Below are 24,383 nucleotides of genomic sequence, written 5' to 3'. Positions count from 1 at the left end.
TGCCGTCATACGCGGGGAGTGGAACGGTCCGTGGAACGCCGGGGGTCTGCCTGGGGCCGCTACGTGATCGGCTTGGTCTTCGTGCAGTTGGTCCACTCGACCCAGGGGCGCGCCCCGCCGTTCTTCGGCCCGGTGGCGTACGAGGGGTTGCCGGTGATCGTCTGGTTCTTCTCCTCGTGCGTGATGTCGATGCCGAAGAGTTTGAACCCGGCGGTGACCTGGCCGGCGGAGATCCCGAAGCCGATGCCGAGGGAGGCGTTCCACCAGTCGGTGTTGGCGTTGTAGTCCAGCCGCGACAGCTTGCCCTTGTCGTGGAGGAGACGCTCCAGCGGGCCGGCGTCGCTGCCCGGGACCTCCGCCGCGTCCGAGGGGGTGGGCAGGACGTCACTGGCCGGGAAGTCGCCCCGGCCGCGCAGCCAGTCCTCGACCAGCTTGCTGTCGGCGTCGTTGTCCAGCGCGACCTCGGCCGACTCGGTGTGGATCTGCGACTTGATGTTGCCGCCACCACCACCCACATCGATCGTCACCGGCGTACCGGGAACATTGGCGCCCGCACCGGCCTGGATGCCGGCGCCCTCACCGTTCTCCTGACTGGTCGTGATCACCAGCTTCTCCGGGCGGTGCTCCTTGCCGTCCTCTTCCTCCTGGTCGAACGTGGCCGCGTCGTAGGTCACGGAGACCTGCTGCATACGGGTGGCCTTGCCCTGGGCGAGTTCACCGCCCTTGGCGTCGACGCTGAAGGTGTAGACGAAGGTGATCTTCCCGGCGTCGGGGCCGGTGTTGGCGCGCATGACCACGACGTCCTCGGTCATGGTGCCGCTGCCGAACTCACCCGAGATGTTCCCCAGGTCGGTCGGCTTGCCGTCCTTGTCCTTGCCGCCCTTGCCCTTCTTGAACCCCTTGCCGAAGCTGACGCTGCCGGACGCCTCGGTGCTGGTCTTGGTGATGTCGACGTCCGGGGCCTTCTCCGGCGGCAGATCGGGCTTCTTCTTGTCGGCGTGGTAGCCGCAGATCATGCCGAGTTCGGAGGAACGGGGCCCGGCGGGGCGCGAGTTGCACTTGCTCTGGGCCTTCAGGTACTCGGTGAACTGCTTCGCGTCCTCCAGGTTCAGCTCAAGGTCCTTCTGCGAGTCACCGGTCTTGTTGCCGTTGAACAGCCACTGACCGCCGCTGCCGCTGCCCTTCACGTAGCTGCCGCTGAGCGAGGCGCTGCCGCCCCACTCCTTCAGCCCGGGGATGCCGGCCGAGATGCTCGCGGTGACACCGCCGCCGGTCTCGGTCACGCGTTCCAGCGTGACGGTGCCGTCGGACCACTGCTGGAGCTTGATCTGCTCGGAGCTGCTGATCTTGATGAAGAGGATCTGGACCACGACCGTTTCTTTGGTCTGATCCTGGGAGAGCAGGCACTTCGCCGGCTGGAAGGGGTCGCCCGGCGGTGGTTGGGGCAGGGGGCCTCCGTCGTCTCCACCGCCCCCGTCCCCGCCGCCTCCGTCGCCGGAGTCGCAACCCTCGCCGCCGTCACCGGCGTTGACGATGCGGCACACCGCGTCCTTCAGCGCCACAGATGTGTCGTCGGGGACCGTCAGCGCCACGATCGCACCGACGATCGCGGCGACGACGCCTATCAGCGCGACGTACTCGACACCGCCCTGACCCCGTGCACCGCGCCGCGGAGCCCCGTGGGCGCACCGTGTGCCTGTCATCCGGACTCCTCCGTCCAGCGTTCCCGGCCTCCCCGCTCGGGAGATCTCCGGAGACTAGGGAGAGGCCCGGACCCAGTCGCAGGGCCTAGGGGCCCACCCGCGGGCCCAGCTGAGCGCTCAGATCGTTAACGGACGCGGAACACGGGCCATACGGACCATGGCGGCATGGGTACGGGCACAACCGGGCACCCCGCGGCTCGTCCGGCCGCACTCCGGGCGCGGCTGCACACCGAGGTCGAGGGCCTGGCGGGAGACGACGGGCGGGAGTTGGGCGGCCGGGGGTGGGTGGCCGAGGGTGTCGCCGGGGCGCGCGGAGTGGTCGCCGCCGCGATCGACCGGCCACGAACCGCCGGACGTCGTCACCCGTTGACGCGTGCCTCGGCCGTCGCCTTCAGCTCGCGAGGGCCGGCCGGTCGACCTTGTCGGCCGCCAGCAGCGCCTTGATGACGCTCGCACTGGAGAGCACGAGGACGTCGCCGCCCTCGGTCGCCTTGAGGTCGTCGGCGACCTCGGCGCCGGCTTGTCGACGACCGTCGACCGCTCCCACGGCGCCTCGCCGAGGGTCGAGGCGCCGGGCGATGTCGAAGGCGCTCTGACCGCCGCGTTCCACATGGACCGGTTCGACTGCGCGCAGCCGCAGCAGGAGGCGTGCCAGCGTGGCGGTCAGCTCGTTCTGCTCGGCGGGTTCCAGTTCGCCCCAGGCGGGGGCCGCGGCTGCGCCGGAACCGGTCTTCTCACCGCCGAGGAACCGGTCGCTGATCTCCAGGGCCGTTTCGAGGAGCGCCAGCGCGTCGGGGTCGACCTCGCGGAGGTAGTCGGCCACCGGGTCGAGTGCGGGTCGCAGCGCCCCGCCGGCCGCGGGGATGTCGGGGCCCGCGAACCGCAGCGGGTGGCCGCCGGAGCGGTTGTAGCGGCGCAGCCAGTCCATGAAGTCGGCGAAGCCCCACTCGGCGGCGGCCCTGCTCACCTCCGCCTCACTCTCGCCCTGCGTCTCGCCGCTGAGCCACCGGTCGAGCGCGAAGCCCTCGCTGAAACCGAACTCGAAGGCCAGGACGGTGAATCCGCAGCGCTCGGCGAGTAAGCGCAGCACGCGTTGAGGGGCGTGGGAGAACTCCTCGACGAAGTGCGCGTTCTCGCCGAGGCCGACGACACGGGCGTCGCCGACGATCTCCCGCAGCGGTTCGAGATCGTCGAGTGCTTCGTCCGCGTCGAGGCCGGTCAGCTGGACGGAGTGCGCACGGAACCAGTCGGCGAGCAGGCGGGGGGGGGACGGATGCTGGTCGGGCATGGACGGCGACCGGGCCCGCGTCTCGCAGGGGCTCGTCGTCGTCCCGACCGACAACGCGACGGCGGCGCAGCGCGCCAAGTACGAGGAGTACGCGCGGACGCGGCTGCCACGGACGGCCACGCCCCAGGGGCCGGCCGATGTTCGCCCCCGATCTCGTCGGCCCGTCCGCCGAGATCGCCGAACGGCTCCACGGCCACGCCGCGTTCCGGGAGATCGACGAGGTCTCCTTCGCGCTGCCGTTCACCTTCGACCACGACGACTACGTCCAGATACTCACCGACATCGCCACCTGCCTGGGCCCGGCACTCGGCTGGCAGCCGGCCGCCTCCTGATACGGGGCGGCCAACTGGGTCATGCCCGGCCGGCTGGAGCGGATCGTGCCCAACTTCTCCATCAAGGCGGCGACGCGGAAGGAAGTCCGGTGGCCGCTCACCGACCGGGAGTTGAGGGGCGGGCGCCGGGCGGGCGGTCCTCGGGGTCGGTGTACGCCGGCTGAACGCGAGTGGGTTCAGTGAGTCCCGGTTCGACACGTGTCGGTTCAACATGCGTTGGCTCAACACGTGTCGGTTCGCCGCGTGTCGGTTCGCCGGGACGGACGGGGTAGGGCGTGTCCGTCACAGGAGCCGTCGGCGGGGGCGGGTTCTCGGCCTTCATCGCGCGGACCTCGCTCTTGAGGATCCGGGCCGACTTGCCCGCCGAACGGGCCAGGTCCGGCAGCCTCTTGGCGCCGAGCACCAGAATCACGACGATCAGAATGATCGCCAGCTCACCAAGCCCGAGCAACTGGACCTCCAGACCACGTGGGGCGCGGCCGGACGCCCCGCACCGGAACGGGCCCGCACTGGTACGGACCCGCTATCTGCTGCCAGAATCTACAGGACTGTAGAGATTGGCGGGAGAGGGCATTCCAAGCCTGCGGGCGGCCCGCTCCGGAGCCTGAGGGAGACGGTGTGACCGAGCACGAAGGTCCCGACGAACGTCGGCGCCGGGGGCAGGGTGAACTGGAGTCGCAGGTACTGGCCGCGCTCCGGGAGGCACCGGGGCCGGCGAACGCGGGGTGGGTACGCGAACGGCTCGGCGGGACCCTCGCGTACACCACCGTGATGACGACCCTGACCCGCCTGCAGGCCAAGAACGCCGTGACCCGCGAGCGTTCGGGCCGCTCCTTCGAGTGGCGCGCCGCCTCCGACGGCGCGGGGCTGGCCGCACTGCGGATGCGCCGGGTGCTGGACGCGGAGTCGGACCGGGAGGCGGTGCTCGCGCGGTTCGTCACCGCCCTGTCGTACGACGACGAGCGGCTGCTGCGCGACCTGCTGCACGCCACCGAGGACGAGGCGGAGGACTGACCCGTGGGCGTGTTCGTCTTTCTGCCGCTCGTACTGCCGCTCACGGCGGTGCCGGTCGCGCGACTGGCCGAGCAGCATCTCCATCCGCGCCTGGCCACGCGCCTCCTGACCGCGCTGACGGTGGTGCTGGCCGTGTGCAGCACGCTCTGCCTGGGGCTGCTGGTCGTCGTCGGGACGGCCCAACTGCCGGGCAATCCGCTGCCCGACGGCTGGTCGGACGCGGAGGTGCGGGACGCCGTGCCGTACGACGAGGTGGCCGGCAAGGCCGCGATCGCCGCGCTGGTCGCGGTGGCGGCGGCATGCGCGGCCACGGGTTGGCGGCACCTGCGCGTACGGCGGCGGGCATGGAGCGCGCTGGCGGGGATGCCCGAGCGGCAGCTCGTGGTGCTGCCGGACCAGGCGCCGTACGCGTACGCGCTGCCGGGCGGCGGGCGAGGCCGGGACGGGAAGCGGGCGGGTCGGATTGTCGTCTCCAGCGCGCTGCTCGACTGCCTCAACTCCCGCGAGCGGGCGGCCCTGTTCGCGCATGAGCGCGCTCATCTGACGAGACGTCATCACCGCGGTCTGCTCGCGGTACGGCTGGCGGCGCGGGCGAATCCCTTACTGCGGCCTTTACAGGCGGCCGTGGCGTACACGACGGAACGCTGGGCGGACGAGGAGGCGGCCCGGACGACCGGCAGCCGCACGCTGGTCGCCCGCGCGATCGGAAAGGCGGCGCTGGTGTCCCGCGGGGCCCCGGCACCGACGCTGGCCGGCATCGCCGGCGCGGGCCCCGTCCCCCGCCGGGTCGCCGCACTGCTGGCCCCGGCACCCGCCGCGATGACGTGGCCGCCGGTCTTCACCGGAGCGGGCCTGGCGATCTGGACGGCGACGGCGGGAACGGTGGGCTCGGCACTGTCCTCGGCGAACGCGACGGTGACGCTCTTCTTCGTCCTGAAGGCATCGACCCAGCTCTAGCACGCCTGACGCCCGCCCGCCGGGCCCCACTTCAGCCCGCCGGGCGACCGCCCGAGCCGGCCCAGCCGTTCCAGCGCCTGAGGACAACCGACCACCGGCGCCCACCCCCACCCCACCCGGCCGAACACCTCCAGCCCGTCCGGCGCTTGAGGATGAACCGGCCCCGGACGGACCCGGTCCAGGCCCTGTCCGGCGGATCTTCGGGGGCCCGGGACGCCTGGCAGGACCCTAGCCCTCCTCGCCCTCCTCCTCGCCCTCCTCCTCTTCCTCCTCCTCGAAGAAGTCGCCCACCTCGTCCACGACTTCCGCCGCCACCATGCCGCCCGCCACCCCCACGGCCAGACCGGCCGCGCCGAGGGCGACCGCCGCGCCCGTACTCATGCCGGAGCCGTGACCGTGCCCGGCCCCGTGGTCGGAGCCGTGACCGTGCCCGTACGCGTGGTCCCCGTAACCGCTCGCAAGCCGGTCCATCCACCCCGCCACCACCGCGTTCCAGTCGGTGTGGGGCACCTCCTCGTGCCCGACGGTGTGCCGGTTCAACGCGTCGTCCACACCCGCCTCACCGCGCCCGTCGGCCTCCAGGACGACCTCCGTCCCGCCCGGGTGCGCCAGGAACGTCACCTCGACCTCGTTCAGCCGGTGGGCGTAACTCGGCGCCGGGATCAACTCGATCTCCTGGTAGAACGGCAGGCGCTGGCCGGTCCCGTTGATGTGTCCCAGCTCCAGGTCCGCCGACCTGAACCCGAAGCCCAGCTGCCCGAACGCCTCCAGCACGGCCTCCTGCACCGCCAACGGCCGTACGGCGAGGGCGTCGAAGTCACCCTTGTCCCTCGCGCCCGAGAGCTCCAGGTCCGTGACCACGCCCAGGCTGACCCCCAGCGGTTCACCGTGCAGTTCGGTGAACGGGATCTCCCACGGCACCGGCACCGAGAACGGCACGCTGTGCGACGCCCCCTCGCCCAGCCGGAAACCCCCGCCGATCTCGTACCGCTCGAAGCCGACGTAGCCCTTGCTCTCCCCCTCCTCGTGCTCCGCCTCGACATGGGCGACCAGTTCCAGGTCGACGCGGTCGACGTCGTACGACTCGCTCCCGCCGACCAGCCGGACCTCGCCCCGCAAGGTGCCACCCGGCAGTACCGCACCGGCCTCCAGCACCGTTTCCACCGTCGGCCCGCCGACGCCGAGTGAACCGAGCAGCCGCTTGAACACCATCGAGGTGTTCCCTCCTTCGTTCCCGGACCAGTTACGGACGTATCTCTACAGGTCTGTAGAAGTACGCACCAAGCATAGGGACCAATACGCCTGACGGAGGCCGCCGAATGCACATCAACAGCACTCAGCCGCAAAGGGGATGCATTCAACCGCCGTACGCGCACCCGCGGTACGCGACCCTCACCGGCAGCCACCGGTCGACCCCCGAGGAGGTCCGACCCGCGCCGCTCCCGCCGTCCGGTCACATCCGTGCCGCCCCGGCCCGCCTTCCCGCGGGCCGGGGCGGCTCCGGCGTCACACCCTGACCGCGTCCTCGCTCTCGTCCGCCGCGCGCTGCTCCGGTACGAGCTTGCGTTGCAGGCTCTCGCCCTCGATGTCGAGGTTGGGCAGGATCCGGTCGACGAACCGCGGCAGCCACCAGGCGGCGCGCCCGAGCAGGGACATCACCGCCGGGACCAGCGCCATGCGCACGATGAACGCGTCGACGAGCACACCGATGGCCAGCGCGAAGCCCATCGACTTGATGATCGGGTCGGGCATGAGGACGAACCCGCCGAAGACGGCCGTCATGATCAGCGCGGCGGCGGTGACGACACGGGCGTTGTGCCCCATCCCGCTGACGGTCGCCTGCTGCGCGCCGGCGCCGTGGACGTAGTCCTCGCGCATCCGGGAGACGAGGAAGACCTCGTAGTCCATGGCCAGCCCGAACAGGATGCCGATGAGCAGGATCGGCAGGAAGCTCACCAGCGGCCCGGGGGTGTCGACGCCCAACAGATCGGCGAAACGGCCCTGTTGGAAGATCGCCACGGTGATGCCGAAGGTGGCTCCGATGGTGAGGAGGAAGCCCAGCGCGGCCTTCAGCGGTACCAGGAACGAGCGGAAGACCAGCATCAGCAGCAGGATCGACAGACCGACGACGAGCAGCAGATAGACCAGCATCGCGTCCGCGACCTTCTCGGAGACGTCGATGCCGACGGCCGTGGTGCCGGAGAGCGCGACATCCGCGCCCGCCGCGCCCGGGGCGTCCCCGATGTCCGCCACGCGGTCACGGACGGCGTGCACGACCGCCTCGGTGGCCTCGTCCGTGGGGCCCGCCTTGGGAATGACGGTGAGAAGCGCCGTGGTGCCCTGCTTGTTCAACTGCGGTGGTGTGACGGCCAGTACGTCCTTGGTGCCCTGGATCCGCTCCGTCGCCTCCTTCGCGGCGGCGGCGGTGGCCGCGGCGTCGTCGCTCGAAACGACGGCGATCAGACGGCCGTTGAAGCCGGGGCCGAACCCCTCACTGGTGAGGTCGTACGCCTCACGGGTCGCGGAGCCCGCGGCGGCGGTGCCCGCGTCGGGCAGCGCCAGGCGCATGTCGGCGGCGGGGAGGGCCAGTACGCCGAGGCCGAGGATGCCGACGAGGAGGACGGGGACGCGGAAGCGGGTGACGGTACGGCCCCAGCGGAAGCCGAGGGCCTCGCGGGGCTCGGTGGTCGAGCCGTCCTTCGAGGTGTTGGTGCCACTGACGGCGCTGCTGCCGGAGCCCGTGCCGGTACTGCTTTCGGTGCCGGTGCCGGTGCCTGTGCCTGTGCCTGTGCCTGTGCGGCTGTCGCGCTGCTTGCGGGGCAGGACGCGGAGGCCGGCGAAGCCGAGAAGCGCCGGGAGGAGTGTGAGCGCGACCAGGACGGCGACGGCGACCGTACCCGCCGCGGCCAGGCCCATGACGCTCAGGAAGGGGATGTTGACGACGGTCAGCCCGGCGAGGGCGATGACGACGGTGGCGCCCGCGAAGACCACGGCAGAACCCGCTGTCCCGACCGCGCGGCCGGCCGCCTCCTCGGCGTCCATGCCTTCGGTCAGGTACTGGCGGTGCCGTGAGGTGATGAACAGCGAGTAGTCGATGCCGACGGCGAGCCCGAGCATGAGCGCCAGGATGGGTGCCGTACTGGTCAGTTCGACCACGCTGCTCAGGGCGAACAGCCCGGCCATGCCGGCCCCGACGCCGACGAGCGCGTTCAGCAGCGTCATACCGGCGGCCACCATCGAGCCGAAGGTGACGACGAGGACGCCCGCGGCGATCAGGACACCGATCGCCTCGGTGGAGCCCACCTCCACCTCGGCGCTGAGGACTTCACCGCCGTGCTCGACCCGCAGCCCCTCCTCGTCGGCGCCGGCCTTCTCGTACGCCGCGCGCTGCGCGTCGGTCACCTCGTCGACGGCCTTCTCGAACTGCACCTGGACCAGGGCGTACCGGCCGTCCTCGGAGACGGCGCCCGCCTGGAACGGGTCGACCGCGCCGATCACCCCGGGCACGGCGGCGGCGTCCCGTACCACCGGCGCGACCGCGGCCGGGGCGAGCTTCCCGCCCTCGGGCGCGGCTATGACGATGGTGCCGGTCGTGCCGCTGGCCTGCGGGAACTGCTCCTGGAGGGAGTCCAGCGCGCGCTGGGACTCGGTGCCGGGCATGGTGAATTTGTCGCTGCTGGGGCCCATGAGGGTGGCGGCGGCTCCGCCGAGCGCGGCGAGCAGGAGGAGCCATACGGCGACGACGCGCCTGCGTCGGCGGAAGGAGAACCGGCCGAGCCGGTACAGCAGGGAAGCCATGGCGAAGGTTTCTCTTCTCGGTGGTCGGTGGTCGGGCTCGGCCCGGGGGGCGAGGGGGCTGCGCGCGATCAGTGGGGGGCGGGGGCCGGCGCCGGGTCGGGGGTGGGGTCGGGGCCGGGGCCGGGGTTTCGTGAGGCGGGTGCGGGTGCGGGTGCGGGTCCGGGTCCGGGTGCGGGTGCGAGGGTGCGCAGCGCGCCGCGGACGAGTTCGTCGCGCAGTTCCTGATCGGGTACGTCGACATCGCTGGCGCCCGTCACGAAGACGGCCCCGAGGACCATGTAGGCCGCGACCACGTCCCGTGCCGCCTTCGACCGGCCCGCGAACGCGTCCAGCAGACGGTCGACGGTGCCGGGAATGCTGCCGAGCGCGGGGTGGGCGGTCATACCGGGGATGTCCTCGAAGAGGATCTTGATCTCGCGCCGGAAACGCATGGCGAGATCGACGTAGCCGGTGACGGCGGCCTCCGTTGCCGCCCGCCCGTCGAGGTCGAGTAGCCGGGCGTCGAGGGCGGCGAGCCCTTCGCCGGCCGGGGTCAGCAGCTCGGTGAGGATCGCTTCCTTGCTGGTGAAGTGGTAGAGCAGGGACGCCTTCGAGCAGCCGACGGTGGTCGCGATGTCGTGCAGCGACGTGCCTTCGTAGCCGCGGGTCGCGAACAACTGCAACGCCGATTCCTGGATGTGTCCGCGCAGGGCGGAGGCGGGGCGTGCCATGCGTCCACCATAACTGTCCGATCGGTCAGCTTTGATGGACGGGGGTGGCCGGGCGCCTCTGAACGCCCTTGGGCGCCTTCCCGGTTCCTTGCGGAAAACCGCAGGGGGCTGCCTGCGGTTTTCCGCAGCGGGCCCGGCGGTAACCCGCATACCGGGGCTGGCCTGCGGTTTCTATTGTTGTGGGGGAAGCGCGACGTACGCGCCGGATCCGCTGGAACCTCTCCGTCGGACGCTGGAAACCGTCCGACGGGTCCGCCCCCACCCCCAGCCCACACCCCACACCCGCGCCCCCTGGAGCCAACTGATGGATGTCGTACTGCTCGCTCTCCCGCAGGAACCTGCGGGCGGCATCGCGGGCTGGGCCGCCGATCTCGTGGACACGATGGGGGCGCCGGGCGCGGGCCTCGCCATCGCGCTGGAGAATCTCTTCCCACCGCTGCCGAGCGAGATCATCCTGCCGCTGACCGGCTTCGCGGCGGGTCAGGGAGTCATCGGTCTGGGAGCGGCGCTCTTCTGGACCACGCTCGGTTCGGTGGTGGGAGCGGTTGTCCTGTACTGGGTGGGGATGCTCTTCGGCCGCGAGCGGATGCACGCGATCTGGTCAAGGACGCCGATCTGGTGCGTACGGAGCAGTGGTTCGCCAAGCACGGCACCAAGGCCGTCTTCCTGGGCCGCACGGTGCCCATATTCCGGAGTCTGATCTCGGTGCCGGCCGGGGTCGAGCGCATGCCGCTGCCGGTCTTCATATCCCTGACCACCCTCGGCAGCCTGCTGTGGAACTCGGTTCTGGTGCTGGCCGGTTACTGGCTGGGCGACCAGTGGCATCTGGTGGAGACATACGTCGGGGTGCTCTCCAAGGTGGTTCTCGCCCTGGTCCTGCTCGCCGTCGTCACGTACGCGCTCACGCGCCTGCGGCCTCTCGCCGGCAGCGGTCAGCGGCGGCGCGGGCGAGCGGGGAGGGGTTGAGGCGGGCGAAGCCCTCCTGGCGTTCGTACGGGAAGTAGGGATACGGCGCCACCTTCGCGCTCGACGCGTCGAGCCGGGCCACCTGCTCGGGCGTCAGCTCCCACCCGACGGCACCGATGTTCTGACGCAGTTGTTCCTCGTTGCGGGCGCCGATGATGACGGAGGCCACGGTGGGGCGTCGCAGCAGCCAGTTGATGGCCACCTGGGGGACGGTCCTGCCGGTCTCCTCCGCGATCTCGTCGAGTGCGTCGACCACACGGAAGAGATGCTCGTCGTCGACGGGCGGCCCGAAGCCGGCGGTCTCGTGCAGTCGGCTGCCGGCCGGCAGCGGCTGGCCACGGCGCAGCTTGCCGGTGAGCCGCCCCCACCCCAGCGGGCTCCAGACCATCGCGCCGACACCCTGATCGAGACCGAGGGGCAGCAGTTCCCACTCGTAGTCGCGGCCGACGAGCGAGTAGTAGACCTGGTGCGCCACATAGCGCGGGTGGCCCTGCTTCTCGGCGGCGGCCAGCGACTTCATCAGCTGCCAGCCGGAGAAGTTGGAGACGCCGACGTAGCGGATCTTCCCGGACCGTACGAGCTGGTCGAGTGTGGACAGCACCTCCTCGACCGGGGTCGCCGCGTCGAACGCGTGGAGCTGGAAGAGGTCGATGCGGTCGGTGCCCAGCCGACGCAACGCGTCCTCGGTCGCCCGGATCAGCCGCGAGCGCGAGGATCCGGCGTCCCCCGGTCCGTCGCCCATCGGCAGGCTCGTCTTGGTCGACAGCAGCACCTCGTCCCGACGGCCCTTGATCGCTTGGCCGAGGACGTCCTCGGAGGCGCCCGCCGAGTACACGTCCGCCGTGTCGAACATCGAGATGCCCGCCTCCAGGCAGATGTCCACGAGCCTGCGCGCCTCCTGCGCGTCGGTGCTGCCCCAGGCGCCGAAGAGCGGCCCCCGGCCGCCGAACGTGCCCGCCCCGAAGCTGAGTGCCGGGACCTTGAGCCCGGACGCTCCCAGTTGCCTGTACTCCATGATCGAAACCCTTCACGAGACCCTGAGAAGCCGAGAACACTAACGGGACTTCTGTCCCTTTAAGATGGCCCCAACGTAACAGAGGAGTGTGGCTAATGAAACTGGAGTCCCGTTATGGGGGTGAGGTGCGCCGATGAGCGCTGAAGAGAACGACGACGCCTGTGGCGATCCCGGGACCCTGCGCCCCGGAGGCCGTACAGCTCGGGTGCGCGCCGCGGTGCTCCGCACAGCCGGCGACGCCCTGGCCGAAGACGGCTTCGCGCGGCTGGACCTCGCCGATCTCGCGCGCCGCGCGGACGTGGGCAAGTCGACCGTGTACCGCCGCTGGGGAACGGTGGCCGGTCTCGTCGCCGACCTGCTGACGGACATGGCCGAGCGGTCGCTGCCACACACCGAGACCGGTTCGCTGCTCGGCGATCTGCGGGCCAACGCCGAACTCGTACGCCGCACTCTGGCCGACCCGCGCCAGGGCGCGCTGTTCAAGGCGGTGATCGCGGCGGCGACGACGGACGCGAGAACGGCCGAGTCCCTGCACCGCTTCTACGAGATCCGGGTCGCCGAATGGGCGCCGTGTGTCGAACAAGCCGTGCTGCGGGGCGAGTTGCCGGAGGGGACGGACCCGCACGAGGTGATCCGCGCGGTCTCGGCCCCGCTCTACTACCGCCTGCTGACCAGCGACGCCCCCCTCGACGAGGCGGCGGGGACACGAGCGGCGGAGGCGGCAGCGGCGGCGGCGCGGGCGGGCGTCTACACGTAGCGCGGGGAGGCCGGGGCCGGGGACGCGGGGCGGTTCAGGACCGGAACCTCTCCCAGCTGCTGCCCGTGATCCATCCGTACGTACGGAACGCAACGGCCGCTACGTGCACTACGGACTCGACCTGGGCGCGGTGGAACGCATCGGCAGGGACGTCGCGACGGCGCTTCAGTACTAGCTTGATCTTTAACCTCGGGGTCCGAACGGTTCGTCGTACTTGATCACTCGGACTGGTAACTGCCCTACGTGCGGGCGGCCTTCGGCTGAGCATGTGATCCGACCAAGGAACACACAACGCTTAGCACGAAGGCCGTGGGGATGAGTCTGTCGCATCACGTCGTCCGGCAGGATCCGATTGCGGGACTGTCACGCTTCCGGGGTGAGTTCTACTCGGGCCTTGACCCTTGATCTTGGGCACACGAGACACTGGATCCTGAGGATCTGAGAACGGACATCTCGTGGTCATGAAGCACTACCCGCCGGAGTTCAAGGCGGACGCGGTCGCGCTGTACCGGTCCCGGCCCGGAGCGACGATCAGGTCGGTTGCCGCTGATCTGGGAGTCAACCCGGAGACGCTGCGCAACTGGGTTCGGGCGGCCGGGGCGAACCGGCCGAGGGGGCGCCGGGCGGAGACAGCCGCGGAGCCGCCCACGCCGCTGGAGGAGGAGAACGCGGCCCTGCGCAAGAAGGTCCGCGAGCTGGAGGAGGAGCGCGAGATCCTGAGGAAGGCGGCGAAGTATTTCGCCGGGGAGACGCGCTGGTGAACCGCTTCCAGTTCGTCGCCGACCACCAGCGCCGCTTCGGCGTGAAGCGGCTGTGCACCATCCTGGGCATCGCCCGCTCGAGCTTCTACTACTGGCGCAACACCGCGGCCGCGAGGGCGGCCCGCAAGGCAGCCGACGCGAAGCTCGCCGCGCGGATACGCACCATCCACCACAGCTCGGACGGCACCTATGGCGTCCCGAGGATCACCGCCGAGCTCCGCGAGAACGGCGAGCGGATCAATCACAAACGTGTCGCCCGCCTCATGCAGACCACGGGACTCGCCGGACTGCGGCTGCGCAGGAAGCACCGCACCACCATCGCGGATCCGACCGCCGCGAAGGCAGCAGACCTCATCGGCCGCAACTTCACCGCCGCGAAGGTGAACACGAAGTACGTCGGCGACATCACCTACCTCCCGCTGACCGGCGGGAAGTTCCTGTATCTGGCCACGGTCATCGACCTCGCCTCCCGGCGCCTGGCAGGCTGGGCGATCGCCGACCACATGCGAGCCGAACTGGTCACCGACGCCCTGGCCGCCGCGGAACGGTGCCGCGGCAGCCTGGCCGGCGCCGTCATGCACACCGACCACGGCGCCCAATACACGAGCAGGGCGTTCGCCGACGCCTGTCGCCGGGCGGGCGTGATGCAGAGCATGAGCGCCATCGGCAGCTCGGCGGACAACGCACTCGCCGAGTCCTTCAACGCCACCTGCAAGCGGGAGACACTCCAGGGCCGCAGGGCGTGGGCCGACGAGCGCGAAGCCCGCCTCGACCTGTTCCGCTGGCTCCACCGCTACAACACCCGACGCCGCCACTCCAGCCTCGGACAACGCAGTCCCATCGCCTACGAGACAGCCCTCAACTCAACATCAACTACCCTGGCCCCAGCCGCATAGCCCGTGTCCAAGATTCCGGGTGAAGGCCCCTCCGCCCAGGCGGAGCTGGATCTGGTTCAGACGCATCGGGCGCGGGGGCCGCGCAACCCCCGTTGTCGCCGTCACCGGCAGGGCCCCGACTGTCCGTCTCGGCTCCGCATGTGCCAGGGCCCCGACCTTCGCGAAGTCGGCCTACTGATCGCGGCGTCAAAGGAGCCCGGCGTAGCCGAACGCGGGCACACACAAAAACAAGCACTATCGCGTTCTGAGCAGAACGCGATAGTGTCGCGTTCGGTTGGATGTTGGCCTTCAGCGCCCCACCGCATCGACGAGTTTCCGAGGAGTCCTATGGCTGCCCTGCTCTCCCCTCTCCTGGACCTGCTGACGCTTCATGGCACGGCCACCGAGACCGAGCCTGTCGCCGCCCGGCTCCGTCGCCTGCGCATCGAGGGCGAGGCCCTGTCCGGGCTGGCCGTCCGCCCCGGACAGCAGGTGAGGGTCGCGGTCGGCGGCGGGCTGACTCTGCGCACGTACTCGATCTGGCGCTACGACCCGGAGGGCGCCGTCGAGTTGTGCGTACTGGATCACCCTGAGGGTGGTCCCGGAGCACGGTGGGGGAGAAGCGTCACAGTCGGCGACCGGGTCCGAATGCGCAAGCCGGAAGGGGCGTTCATGCTGCGGCCCGACGCCGCGCACCACGTGTTCGTCGGGGAGGAGACGGCGTCGGTCGCCTTCGGCGCGATGCTGGGCGCACTGCCTGACGGGGCGCGAATCTCCGGCTGCATCGAAACGGAGACGGCTGCCGACCGGCTCCCCCTGCCGTACTCGGACCGCCTCGATTGGATCATCAGGAGTGGCACTTCGCTCCCGGATGCGGTGCGACGCCTCGCCCCTGAGTCAGGCGGGATCGCGTACGTCGCCGGGGAGGCGCGGACCGTGCAGCACGTGCGGCAGGTGCTCGTGCGAGAGGCCGGCTGGGACCGACGGGCGGTACTCACCAAGCCGTTCTGGGCACCGGGCAAGCGCGGGCTGGAGTAGGACAGCATCGCGCCTGTGCTTCCAGGGATGCCGCCGCCGCACCCACTGGTACGAGGCGGATTCTTCAGCTTCCGAGAGTCCGGCAGTTGGCGTGCGGTGGCCCTTGAATCGGCGTAGTAAGAAATCCGTTCTTGAAGCCCTGCCGAGTCTTGGCGAACAGCGACTTCGTCGATCGCCTGAACCAGCAACCATTCCGTGCCTGATGGTAAGTCATGCGGACACGCCCACTGCCGTAGCTGCCTGTTGACGGCAGGAACTGAGTGGTGACGTCAATTCAGAAACACCGACGACAGCCGCCGGTGCGTGGCCGGGAGCGGCATGACGGGCTCGCCTTCAGGATTCCTCAGATCCGAGGCCACGGAGGAAGCTTCGTGCCAGCTCGTGCGTGTCGAGCTGCGCCGGGTCGCGCCCGCTCATGCCCCAGAAGAAGGCCGGTCCGAACAGCCGGCCGATTGCTTGATCGCCGGCTGGCCGGGCCGGGTCGATGCGATTCAGGACGGCACACGCGCCGGCGCTGAGAACGTCCTTGGTCGCGATCAACTGTTTCACCGCCGGATCGTTTCGACACACGGTGAACCCAAACTGGTGCGGGAAAGTCATGCACGTCTTCGTCCAGGGGCCACGGGCACCCGCACGCGCGAGCTTCCCGACTGGAATCCGACCGGCCCGGCCTGGACGAGGACACCCTAAGCGGGGCCTACGGCACCGCACCGCAAACACCATCCAGCACCCTGCGAGGAGATCTTCCATGTCCGACTTCGAGCCCGCCGTAACAGCGTTCATTCTCCTCAAGACCAATCGCGCCTGGCTGGAGCTGTCCGTGCCGGAGCGCGTCGCCGCCTTCCAGGAAAGCGTTCTGCCCGCCATCAAGGACAAGGCCGAGGACGTACGTTGGCGCTACTACGACACCGAGTTCTACACGGCCCGCGTTACCGACATCTGGGTCTGGGAGGCACGCGATCACGAGGCTTTCCAGTTGGTCATCGAGGCATTGCGCGAGACGCCGTTCTGGGACCACTACTTCGAGATCGTCGAAATCCTCGTGGGCGTCGAGAACGCGTACGCCAAGCACTACGACACCGACATTCTGGCGACCAACAACGCCTGAGTATCGCCTGGTGGTCGCCTACCGGCGCGGCGTGGTAGGCGACCACCAGGCGAACCGCGATGCGGCACCGGACGCTTTGCTTCAGTGGCGGCACAGGGCGCCCTCGCAAGTGCTAACGAGCCATCCCGGGATGGCGGACGTCGCGACCCTTCCTCCTGCGGCCTGTTGCGATTGTGCTGGTCACATCCACTCGTTGATGGCTGCGACCAGCACGGTCGCTTCGTAGCGGACGGCGAGCTTGTCGTATCTCGTGGCCACGGCCCGGTGGCGCTTGAGGCGGTTGATCCCGCACTCGACCGCGTGCCGAGCTTTGTAGTCCTCGGCGTCGAACTTGGGCGGCCTGCCGCCGCGGGAGCCGCGCTTCTTGCGATGGGATGCCTGGTCGGCTTTGTCCGGGATGGTGCAGCGGATTCCGCGTCGTCGCAGGTAGGCACGGTTCTTGCGGGAAGCGTACGCCTTGTCAGCCCGCACGAGATCGGGCCGGACGCGTGGCCGGCCCGGCCCGATGCAGGGCACGCGGACCTTGTCCAGCACGGGTTCGAACTGCGGCGAGTCCCCGCGCTGTCCTGCCGTGATCACGATCGACATGGGCTTCTGGCCCTGCTCAACGGCCAGATGCAGCTTGGTGGTGAACCCCCCGCGTGAGCGTCCCAGCCCGTGATCAGGGGGGCTCGGTGAAGATGCCGCCAGGTGGTTCCTTCTGCACGTCGCCCTGCTTGCGGGCCCCGGCCGCATGCTGATGGGCGCGGCAGACTGTGGAGTCGACATTCAGGTCCCACGTGATCGCCCTCTTTGCGTCCGCCAGGACCTGGAGTCGGCTCAGGATCCGGTGCAGTGCCATTCCGCTGCCACCGGCGGAACAGGTCGTAGACCCGGCCCCACGGCCCGTACTCGACAGGCACGTCCCGCCACGGAACCCCGGTACGGACCCGGAACCGTATGCCGTCGATCAACTGCCGCCGAGGCCAGACAGGCGGCCGACCCGCCTTCGTCCCCTTCGGCAACAACGCCTCCAGCACCGCCCACTGCTCGTCCGTGAGATCTCCCCGACCCATGAACCGTGATCATTCACTGCGCAAGATCCACTTTCGATACACGGCCTAGCTGGGTCGGGGCACCCCGGGCCGACCCGGGGGACGGCGGTCTGTACGGTCTCCAGAAGCGGCGGCAACCGGCCGTCAACAGGAGGTACGTGTCGTGATCGGCATCTCGGACATCGAAGCGGCGGCGGGACTGATCGCCGGACATGTCGCGCGTACGCCGACGGTCGACAGCCCCGGCCTGTCGGCGCTGCTCGGGGTGCCCGTCACCGCCAAGCTGGAGGTGCTTCAGCGCACCGGCTCCTTCAAGGCGCGCGGGGCGACAGCGAAACTCCTGTCCCTGAGCGAGGCGGACCGCGCGGCCGGGGTGGTGGCGGTGAGCGGCGGCAACCACGCGATCTCGGTCGCGGTGATGGCCGAGGCGCTCGGTGTGAAGGCCACCGTCGTCATGGCGAAGTCCGCACCCGCGCGCGCCGTCGAGATCGCGGAGGCGGCCGGCGCGACGGTGCGGCTGACCGACACGATGGACGAGGCGTTCGCGCTCATGTCGCGGCTCCAGGCCGACGGACTGACCATGGTCCACCCCTTCGACGACCCGGTGGTCGTCGCCGGACAGGGCACGGTCGGCCTGGAGCTCGCCGAGGACGCGAGCGCCGGGATCACGGATGTTCTCGTCTCCATCGGCGGCGGCGCGCTCATCTCCGGTGTCGCGGCGGCGCTGCACGCGCGGCTGCCCGGCGTACGGATCTGGGGCGTCGAGACCGTCGGCGCGCAGGCCATGTCCGAGGCGCTGGCGGCCGGAGGCCCGAAGCCCGTCCGGCTGTCGTCCATCGTCTCCACGCTCAGCGCGCCCACGGTCTCGCGGATCACCTACGACCATGTGACCGACCTGGTCAGCGATGTGCTCGTCGTCTCGGACGCCGAGGCGGTCCAGGGCACGCTCGACCTCGCGAACCAGGCGAAGGTCTGGGCCGAACCGGCCGCCGGGTGTCTCCTACCGGCCGCCCGCCGCGTACTCGAACGCGTCGGCGGGGACGCGCGTCTGGGCCTGGTGCTGTGCGGCGGCAACGCGACCACGGCGGACGTCATGTCCTGGGCGGAACGCTTCAACCTCCGCTGACGGTTCGGTGAGGGCCCCTGACGGCTCGGTCAAGGGCCCGTACCCGTCCCCGGCGACCACCTCGCCGGGGATTCTTTGCGTATCCGTATGTCGGGGGATCCGGATAGGCGGGCGGCACGGGCGCACGTACTTTGCTGGCGATCCCCCCATGTACGGGGCCCGTTCCGCGGGCCCGAGTCCCGCGGCGTCGTCCACGACGGGTCGCACCGGCATGAATGTGCGCCGCTCCCCCCACAAGGAGATCTGTCATGCTCTCGTCAATCCGAAGAATCGCTGGGGCATCGGCCGTCGCCGCCGCCCTTCTCTTCGCGCTCCCCACGTCGGCCAACGCCATCGAGAACAGTGACATCGCCCGTCCCGCCGCCGTGGCGCAGTCCGCCGAGGCCGCTGTCGCCGCGGACGCCACCCCCGCCCCCCGCTTCAAGACCGGCGACGCCGGCAACCTGTCGGACCTGCCGACGGTCAAGGCCGACGAGCGAGCCGTCCGGGTACCGGCCTGGAGCTACCACATCACCTCGTCCTGCAGCGGTCGTGAAGGCGCGATACGCCAGGGCGCCAACTACTGGGGCTCCGCCACCGAGACGGCATCCAGCGGTACACCCGTCTCCTGTGTCGGCGGCTATGTGCAGGGCTGCGGCGGGAGCAACGTCGTGGGCTGCAACTGGGGCTCCGGCCAGCGCATCGAACTGTCCACCATGGTCGGCGACTTCGCGCTGCTGGCCGCCCACGAGTTCGGCCACAACTGGTACGGGCACTCCGGCACGGGCTGCGCGAGCTGGGCCAGTCAGGCCGACGTGATGCGCACGACCATGTGCAGCTGATCCCTTGCTCCTCCGGGATTCGGGCTGACGAGCACTCGTCGAACAGGGCGGGCCGACCACGCACGACGGTCGGCCCGCCCTTCGCCGCAGGTCGCGGCGGAGGCGGCCCTTACGCGCCTACCCGCCGTCGCCCCCTCCTTCGCCGTCCGTCGCGCGAGCACGCGACACCTCCTTCGCCAGGCCCTGCCGACTGGCGATACCGAGCTTGCGCATCGCCCGCGCCACATGCTGTTCCACCGTGCGCGGCGACAGATACAGCGTGGCCGCGATCTCACGGTTCGTCAGCCCCGTCGCCGCCAGTTCCGCGACCTCCCCCTCGCGAGGGGACATCCGCTCCGCGTACGCCGGCCGGCCCGGGGGACGCCGCCCGGCTGCGGGGCGGTAGGCGCGCAGCGTCGCCCGTACGCGCGCGGCGTCCCAGACCGCGCCGAGGTCGGTCAGCTCCGCCACTCGGCGGGTGAGGTCCTCGACCGCCGCCTCCACCTCGTCGGCGCCGAGGCCGACGCCGAGCAGCAGCGCGCAACGGCCCTCGCCCTCGGCCATGAGCGCGCGGGCGTACGGGTGCGGCAGCCCGTCGTACGCCGCGCCCGCCTTCTGGAAACACCCCCGCGCCTGCGCCAGTTCACCGTCCGCCTCGGCCAGTACCGCCCGGCACCAGAGCAGGGCCGCCGTCGCCGACGGAGCGTCCCGACCGGTCAGCCCGGCGGCGAACTCCGCCACCACGCGCTGCGCCGACTGCCGTTGCCCCGCACTGACATGGGCCAGGACCACCCAGGGGGCCAGTTCGGCGCCCCAGACCCAGACGCCCTTCCCGGCGAGCCACGCCCAGGCCGACGCGGCGGCTTCGGCGGCGGAGTCGACCTGCTGCCGGGCGAGCAGGAGCCGGATATGGGCACCGGCCGCCGTGGCCGCCACCGGGGCCTCGCAGCTCTCGTAGACCCGGTAGGTCCCGTGGACGCGATCCGCTCGCGGGAGCCAGTCCCGCACCGCCTCCCAGTCACCCTTCGCCAGTGCCAGCAGGGCCAGCACGACGCGGGCGTCACTCGCGCTGCCGTCCTCCGCCACCAGCCCCGTGCACCGTTCGGCCAGGCCCTCCCAGCGGCCGGTCAGCCAGTCGCGGAACAGCGCCGTACCGCGTCCCACCCGTTCCAGGAACGGCGCGCCACTGCGCGCCGCCAGCTCGATGCCCTCCGTCAGCAGTTCGTCCGCACGCCGGTAGTGGCCCAGATACACCGCGCCGTTCGCCGTGTTGCACAGCCCCCGCGCCACCTGTTGGCGGCCGGCCCGGTCCGGGCTGTCCCGGGGCAGCCGCGCCACCAGCCGCCAGGCGTCCAGGTCGCCGGTGTTCATCAGGACGGTCGCCCGGCAGGCGGCGGTCGCGGTTCGCGCGGCCCGGTCCCCGGACGCCTCGGCCGCCGTCTCCGCGCGCTCCAGCCAGGTCACGTTCTCCGCCAGGGAGGCACCCGGGAAGAACGGGTTCGCCAGCGCCGCCATCGCCCGTGCGGCGAGCGCGGGCCGTTCGGCCTCGGCCAACTCGTCCGCCGCCCGGCGCAGTTCCGAACGCCCCTCCTCGAAACATCTCTTGCGGTTGTGCAGGAGCAGGCCCAGTTCGAGCCGTATCTCACCCCGGTCGGCGGCGGGCAGCGCCGGGTCCTCGACGATCCCGCGCAGGATGCGGGTGGTCCCCTCCGAGCGGCGGCCGAGTACGGCGCCACGGGCGAGCGTCAGTGCCAACGCCCCCCGCTTGTCGGCCGGGAGGCCGCCGGTGTCCAGCGCCTCCTCCAGCAGCGCGACGGCGGCCTCGTCGTCGCGTCCGAGGTGCTCCGCGGCCCGCAGCCAGTCCTCCGTACGCCCGCCGCCGCGCCAGTGGCGCGCGATACGCGCCCAGGGCGCCGGCTCGCGTGCGGCGAGCATCGCCGCCGCACGGCGGTGCAGCCGCTCCCGCACGGGCCCCGGCAGCTCCGCGTACAGCGCTGTCGCCGCCAGCGGCACCGCGAACCCGTACCGCCCCTCGCTCGTCTCCCGCAGGACCGCGCCCGCCAGCGCCGCGATCAGCGCCGTACGGCCCTCGTCGCCGTGACAGCCCGCCACCGCCGCCAGGTCCTGGGCACCGGCCGGCTCGTCCAGCACCGCGGCGGCCCAGACGACCGGACGGTACGGCTCAGGCAACGCGGCCGTCCTCTCCAGCACCAACTCCGCCAGCCGGACCGGGACTCCGACCTCGTCCACGTCCCCTGCGGTGAATCCTCGGTCCTGGACGTCGCGGTCCTGGACGTCGCGGTCCTGGACGTCGCGGTGACGGCCGCTGTCGCTGGGGCCGTTCCGGTCGTCGGCGGCGTCCCGCAGCATCCGCAGCAGGTCCACGAGGACCTGCGGCACCCCGGCCGAACGCTGCCGGAGCCGCGCCACGAAGTCCTGGGGACATCGCCACGCCCCCAGCAACTCCCCCGCCGCACTCCGCACGCCCCGCTCGTCCAACGGCTCCAGCCGCCACCGCACGACCGAGAGCCGCGCCGGATAATCCACCGCCCGGCCCAACGGCAGCCCGGTTCTCGGCAGTTGCTCGGGCCGATAGGTCAGCACCGCGGCGAAGGGCGCGGGCGGCTCCCTCAGCAGACCCCGCAGCAGCGCCAGACAGTCGTCGTCCGCGTGGTGGAGATCCTCGGCGACCAGGAGGGCGGGGCGGGCGGAGGCGAGCAGCGCCTCAAGTGCCTGGTACGCGGTGAGCCGCACCCCGAGCGGAGCCGCGTCCTGCCCCCGCGCCGTGTTCTGTGCGGTCGCGGTCGCCGGTTCGGCCGGCTCGTCCCGGCCCGCCCCCGACGTCCCCGTCGCGTTCAGCCGCCTCCCGGGCACCGCCGAACTGCCGACGCGTGGCTCCGGGCCGAGCGGGTCGGCGACCACCAGACCGCCCGACGCCTGGAACGTCACCACCAGCCGCGCCACCGCCCGCGCCTGTGGCATCTCCAGCAGCCGGTGCACGAGTCTGCTCTTTCCCATCCCCGCGTCGCCCTCGACCAGCACCAGCGTCGGCTCCTGCCCCGCCCCGCTCCCCGCACCCATGCCGGTGCAGGTGCCGGACAGCGCGGACGCCAATCGCCGCTCCCACGTCTGTTCGTACACGAGAGGCCACTCCTCACGGTCGTCGCACACCGGTCGCCGTACCGGCCCGTCCGGGACGGAGTCGCAGGCCACCGCCCTCCGGCGTTCGCTGCCTATCACGCATCGACATGCACAGAACAGACAGCGCCCGGCCACCTGCGCCGAACCGCTGCCACGTTCCGCCGTCGAACTGCCGTCCGCCGCGGCCGGTCGAAGGTGGGGCACCCGGCCGCCAGACGCAGATGTGCGCGAATTCCTGGAACTCGTACGAGGGAATCCCGTTCCACTTTCTCCCCAAGACTCACCTGCGGATGATTTCGTGGCGAATTCTGGTCGTTGGTAGGAGCAGTGAAGCGGAAAGTGCTCCTGCTCGCTCGCGTCCGCATCCGGTGTACCGCCACTGCGGGACGTGCAGGGTCACTTGCCGGACGGCGACACCCCCACCTCAGTCCTTGGAGCCACCCTGTGCCTGTGCCCACCGACGCGATCACCAGTTCACATACCCCCACCGCCGACGGCGCCCTCACGCTTCCGCCCCAGGCCACCGACGCGGGAGCCGAGAACACCGGGCAGCAGTCCACGGAAGTCGTCGAACACGATCTGACCTTCGACGGATTCCGCTACACCTGCCGAATCGCCCGCCGGGGTCCTCTCGACACCCAGCCCGTCGTCATCCTGGGCGGGTCCTCCCAGGACCGCAATTCATGGCAGCGGCACGAGAAATGGCTCACCCCGCTCAGCTCCGTGATCACCGTAGACCTGCCCGGCTATGGAACCGCCGACTTCCTGCCCGCCAAATACGGCGTCGATTTCCTCGCCGCCGCCGTCCGCCACGTCGTCCGGGAACTCGGCATCCCCCGCATCAATCTGGTGGCCGCCTGCTACGGCGGAGCCATCGGCGTACGGTTCGCCCAGCACTACCCTCACCTCCTCGAACGGATGATGCTCGTCGGGATGACCACCGTCATCCCGGCCGACTACGCGGTGGCGATGGAGCGTTGGGACGGCATGATCCGACGCGGTGAGACGGAGCCCATCGCCCGGGAACTCGCCGACCGCTTCATGTCGCCCCCCGGCACCGGCCACGTACGCAAGAAGGCCGCCGTCGCCCGCCTCGTCTATCAGCAGATCGCCTCGCAGAGCCCCGAGCAGCTGCGTATGTCCGCCGAACACAACTCCCGGCTGATGCGCCACGAGTGGTACCGCCCGGAGCCGACCCCCGACATCCCCGGCCTGGTCGTCACCGGTGAGCACGACACCCTGACCACACCCGCCATGGGCCGCACCATGGCCGCGTGCCTGCCGACAGCGCGGTTCATGACCATCGGGGAGACGGACCACCTCGCCCCGGTGGAACGCATCGCCGACTTCGCCGACCTCATGGCGCGCTTCTGCACCGACCGCCCGCTGGAGAACCTGCCCTACGCCTCCGAGCCCGAGGTATTCGGCACGTCCCGGCCCGCCTGACCACCACCGGTCCCGGCGTGAGGCGTCGAATAGTCGCATGGTGGTCATGTGCGGGCAGGAGGATCTCGACCTTCCGTCCCGGCCCGCTCGGGCAGTGGCCGGTACAGTACGCGGACCGTGCAACTTGGATAAATGGGGGAATCTCATGGCACTGTTCGGCAACGCACACACCATCAATCCGGCCACCGCCCAGCAGGACTACGCGCGACTGCTGGGGCAGGGCGAACAGGTGCACGCCGCCTACCAGTTGATCCGTGACAGCATCCTCTTCACCGACCGGCGGCTGATCCTCGTCGACAAGCAGGGGATAACCGGCAAGAAGACCGAGTACCACTCCATTCCGTACCGGAGCATCTCGCACTTCGCCGTGGAGACGGCCGGCACGTTCGATCTCGACGCCGAGCTGAAGATCTGGCTCTCCGGGGCCTCGGTGCCGATCCAGAAGACCTTCACCAAGGGCGTCGACATCTACGAAGTGCAGGCCATCCTCACGCAGTTCGCGGCACGGTAGCCG

19 protein-coding genes and 3 pseudogenes are annotated in these 24,383 nt (G+C 70.7%); 12 read left to right on the top strand and 10 right to left on the bottom strand.

What is annotated here, in order from left to right; translation table 11 throughout:
• Positions 1-59: 59 nt before the first annotated feature.
• Together SSPS47_RS18030 and SSPS47_RS18025 are read right to left on the bottom strand one after the other, a co-directional pair.
• Positions 60-1,703 carry a hypothetical protein gene (locus SSPS47_RS18030; RefSeq protein WP_164251990.1) on the bottom strand — a complete coding sequence of 548 codons (1,644 nt, stop codon included), beginning with the start codon at positions 1,701-1,703 and terminating at the stop codon, positions 60-62.
• 391 nt (positions 1,704-2,094) lie between these two features.
• Positions 2,095-2,991 (bottom strand): erythromycin esterase family protein, encoded by an 897-nt coding sequence (locus SSPS47_RS18025; protein ID WP_164251989.1) that lies wholly within the window; start codon positions 2,989-2,991, stop codon positions 2,095-2,097.
• A gap of 1 nt (position 2,992) precedes the next feature.
• Between SSPS47_RS18025 and SSPS47_RS18020 the strand changes: the two are divergent.
• A pseudogene (locus SSPS47_RS18020) lies at positions 2,993-3,323 on the top strand (LLM class flavin-dependent oxidoreductase); the annotation flags it as partial.
• 97 nt (positions 3,324-3,420) lie between these two features.
• Here SSPS47_RS18020 and tatA read toward each other — a convergent pair.
• Positions 3,421-3,774, bottom strand: coding sequence for a Sec-independent protein translocase subunit TatA (gene tatA / locus SSPS47_RS18015; RefSeq protein ID WP_164251988.1), 354 nt, complete (start codon positions 3,772-3,774; stop codon positions 3,421-3,423).
• A gap of 167 nt (positions 3,775-3,941) precedes the next feature.
• On the opposite strand from tatA, the gene SSPS47_RS18010 reads away from it, so the two are divergent.
• Together SSPS47_RS18010 and SSPS47_RS18005 are read left to right on the top strand one after the other, a co-directional pair.
• Complete coding sequence (locus SSPS47_RS18010) at positions 3,942-4,337, top strand: BlaI/MecI/CopY family transcriptional regulator (protein ID WP_164251987.1); 396 nt, start codon at positions 3,942-3,944, stop codon at positions 4,335-4,337.
• A 3-nt stretch (positions 4,338-4,340) separates the two neighbouring features.
• Positions 4,341-5,294, top strand: a complete 954-nt coding sequence (locus SSPS47_RS18005) for a M56 family metallopeptidase (protein ID WP_164251986.1) — start codon at positions 4,341-4,343, stop codon at positions 5,292-5,294.
• Between the two features lie 228 nt (positions 5,295-5,522).
• On the opposite strand, the gene SSPS47_RS18000 is transcribed toward SSPS47_RS18005, so the two are convergent.
• The 3 genes from SSPS47_RS18000 to SSPS47_RS36000 all read right to left on the bottom strand — a co-directional run bounded on the left by SSPS47_RS18000 (position 5,523) and on the right by SSPS47_RS36000 (position 9,802).
• Positions 5,523-6,506, bottom strand: coding sequence for a sporulation protein (locus SSPS47_RS18000; protein ID WP_164251985.1), 984 nt, complete (start codon positions 6,504-6,506; stop codon positions 5,523-5,525).
• Positions 6,507-6,800: 294 nt separating this feature from the next.
• Entirely contained in the window at positions 6,801-9,092 is a 2,292-nt protein-coding gene (locus SSPS47_RS17995) for an MMPL family transporter (RefSeq protein ID WP_164251984.1), read from the bottom strand.
• A 68-nt stretch (positions 9,093-9,160) separates the two neighbouring features.
• The gene (locus SSPS47_RS36000) at positions 9,161-9,802 is read right to left on the bottom strand and encodes a TetR/AcrR family transcriptional regulator (protein WP_164251983.1); all 642 of its coding nucleotides are present in this window, start codon (positions 9,800-9,802) and stop codon (positions 9,161-9,163) included.
• A 304-nt stretch (positions 9,803-10,106) separates the two neighbouring features.
• On the opposite strand from SSPS47_RS36000, the pseudogene SSPS47_RS17985 reads away from it, so the two are divergent.
• Positions 10,107-10,768 (top strand): annotated as a pseudogene (locus SSPS47_RS17985) (DedA family protein).
• On the opposite strand, the gene SSPS47_RS17980 reads toward SSPS47_RS17985, so the two are convergent.
• A complete protein-coding gene (locus tag SSPS47_RS17980) occupies positions 10,704-11,783 on the bottom strand; it encodes an aldo/keto reductase (protein ID WP_164251982.1) in 1,080 nt (359 codons plus the stop codon). The pseudogene SSPS47_RS17985 and the gene SSPS47_RS17980 overlap by 65 nt on opposite strands.
• Positions 11,784-11,916: 133 nt before the next feature.
• Here SSPS47_RS17980 and SSPS47_RS17975 point away from each other — a divergent pair, with 133 nt between their 5' ends.
• From SSPS47_RS17975 to SSPS47_RS17965, 3 genes are all read left to right on the top strand, one after another.
• Entirely contained in the window at positions 11,917-12,540 is a 624-nt protein-coding gene (locus SSPS47_RS17975) for a TetR/AcrR family transcriptional regulator (RefSeq protein WP_164251981.1), read from the top strand.
• 455 nt (positions 12,541-12,995) lie between these two features.
• Positions 12,996-14,197, top strand: a protein-coding gene (locus SSPS47_RS17970; protein ID WP_164250193.1) for an IS3 family transposase whose coding sequence is annotated in 2 segments (ribosomal slippage) — positions 12,996-13,287 and positions 13,287-14,197 — 1,203 coding nt in all. Because the reading frame shifts where the segments join, the coding sequence is not laid out codon by codon here.
• A gap of 327 nt (positions 14,198-14,524) precedes the next feature.
• Positions 14,525-15,214, top strand: coding sequence for a siderophore-interacting protein (locus SSPS47_RS17965; protein ID WP_164251980.1), 690 nt, complete (start codon positions 14,525-14,527; stop codon positions 15,212-15,214).
• A 333-nt stretch (positions 15,215-15,547) separates the two neighbouring features.
• Here the strand turns inward: SSPS47_RS17965 and SSPS47_RS17960 are convergent, their stop codons facing one another.
• A complete protein-coding gene (locus SSPS47_RS17960; RefSeq protein WP_203557872.1) occupies positions 15,548-15,763 on the bottom strand; it encodes a hypothetical protein in 216 nt (71 codons plus the stop codon).
• Positions 15,764-15,962: 199 nt separating this feature from the next.
• Here SSPS47_RS17960 and SSPS47_RS17955 point away from each other — a divergent pair, with 199 nt between their 5' ends.
• Positions 15,963-16,322, top strand: a complete 360-nt coding sequence (locus SSPS47_RS17955) for a darcynin family protein (RefSeq protein WP_164251979.1) — start codon at positions 15,963-15,965, stop codon at positions 16,320-16,322.
• 180 nt (positions 16,323-16,502) lie between these two features.
• Here SSPS47_RS17955 and SSPS47_RS17950 read toward each other — a convergent pair.
• Positions 16,503-17,377, bottom strand: a pseudogene (locus SSPS47_RS17950) (IS5 family transposase).
• 142 nt (positions 17,378-17,519) lie between these two features.
• Between SSPS47_RS17950 and SSPS47_RS17945 the strand changes: the two are divergent.
• Positions 17,520-18,482, top strand: coding sequence for a threonine/serine dehydratase (locus SSPS47_RS17945; RefSeq protein WP_164251978.1), 963 nt, complete (start codon positions 17,520-17,522; stop codon positions 18,480-18,482).
• Between the two features lie 248 nt (positions 18,483-18,730).
• Positions 18,731-19,303 (top strand): hypothetical protein, encoded by a 573-nt coding sequence (locus SSPS47_RS17940; protein WP_164251977.1) that lies wholly within the window; start codon positions 18,731-18,733, stop codon positions 19,301-19,303.
• A gap of 117 nt (positions 19,304-19,420) precedes the next feature.
• On the opposite strand, the gene SSPS47_RS35995 is transcribed toward SSPS47_RS17940, so the two are convergent.
• Positions 19,421-22,423 carry a LuxR family transcriptional regulator gene (locus SSPS47_RS35995; RefSeq protein ID WP_164251976.1) on the bottom strand — a complete coding sequence of 1,001 codons (3,003 nt, stop codon included), beginning with the start codon at positions 22,421-22,423 and terminating at the stop codon, positions 19,421-19,423.
• A 450-nt stretch (positions 22,424-22,873) separates the two neighbouring features.
• Between SSPS47_RS35995 and SSPS47_RS17930 the strand changes: the two genes are divergently transcribed.
• Positions 22,874-23,869: an alpha/beta hydrolase gene (locus tag SSPS47_RS17930; protein WP_239064955.1), complete on the top strand. Its 996-nt coding sequence runs from the start codon at positions 22,874-22,876 to the stop codon at positions 23,867-23,869.
• Positions 23,870-24,014: 145 nt separating this feature from the next.
• Positions 24,015-24,380, top strand: coding sequence for a PH domain-containing protein (locus tag SSPS47_RS17925; RefSeq protein ID WP_164251975.1), 366 nt, complete (start codon positions 24,015-24,017; stop codon positions 24,378-24,380).
• The last annotated feature ends 3 nt before the right edge of the window (positions 24,381-24,383 follow it).

The organism is Streptomyces sp. S4.7, from assembly GCF_010384365.1.
Taxonomy (GTDB): domain Bacteria; phylum Actinomycetota; class Actinomycetes; order Streptomycetales; family Streptomycetaceae; genus Streptomyces.
Note: the sequence above shows the minus strand (reverse complement) of the source record. Positions and strands in the feature narration are given on the sequence as shown.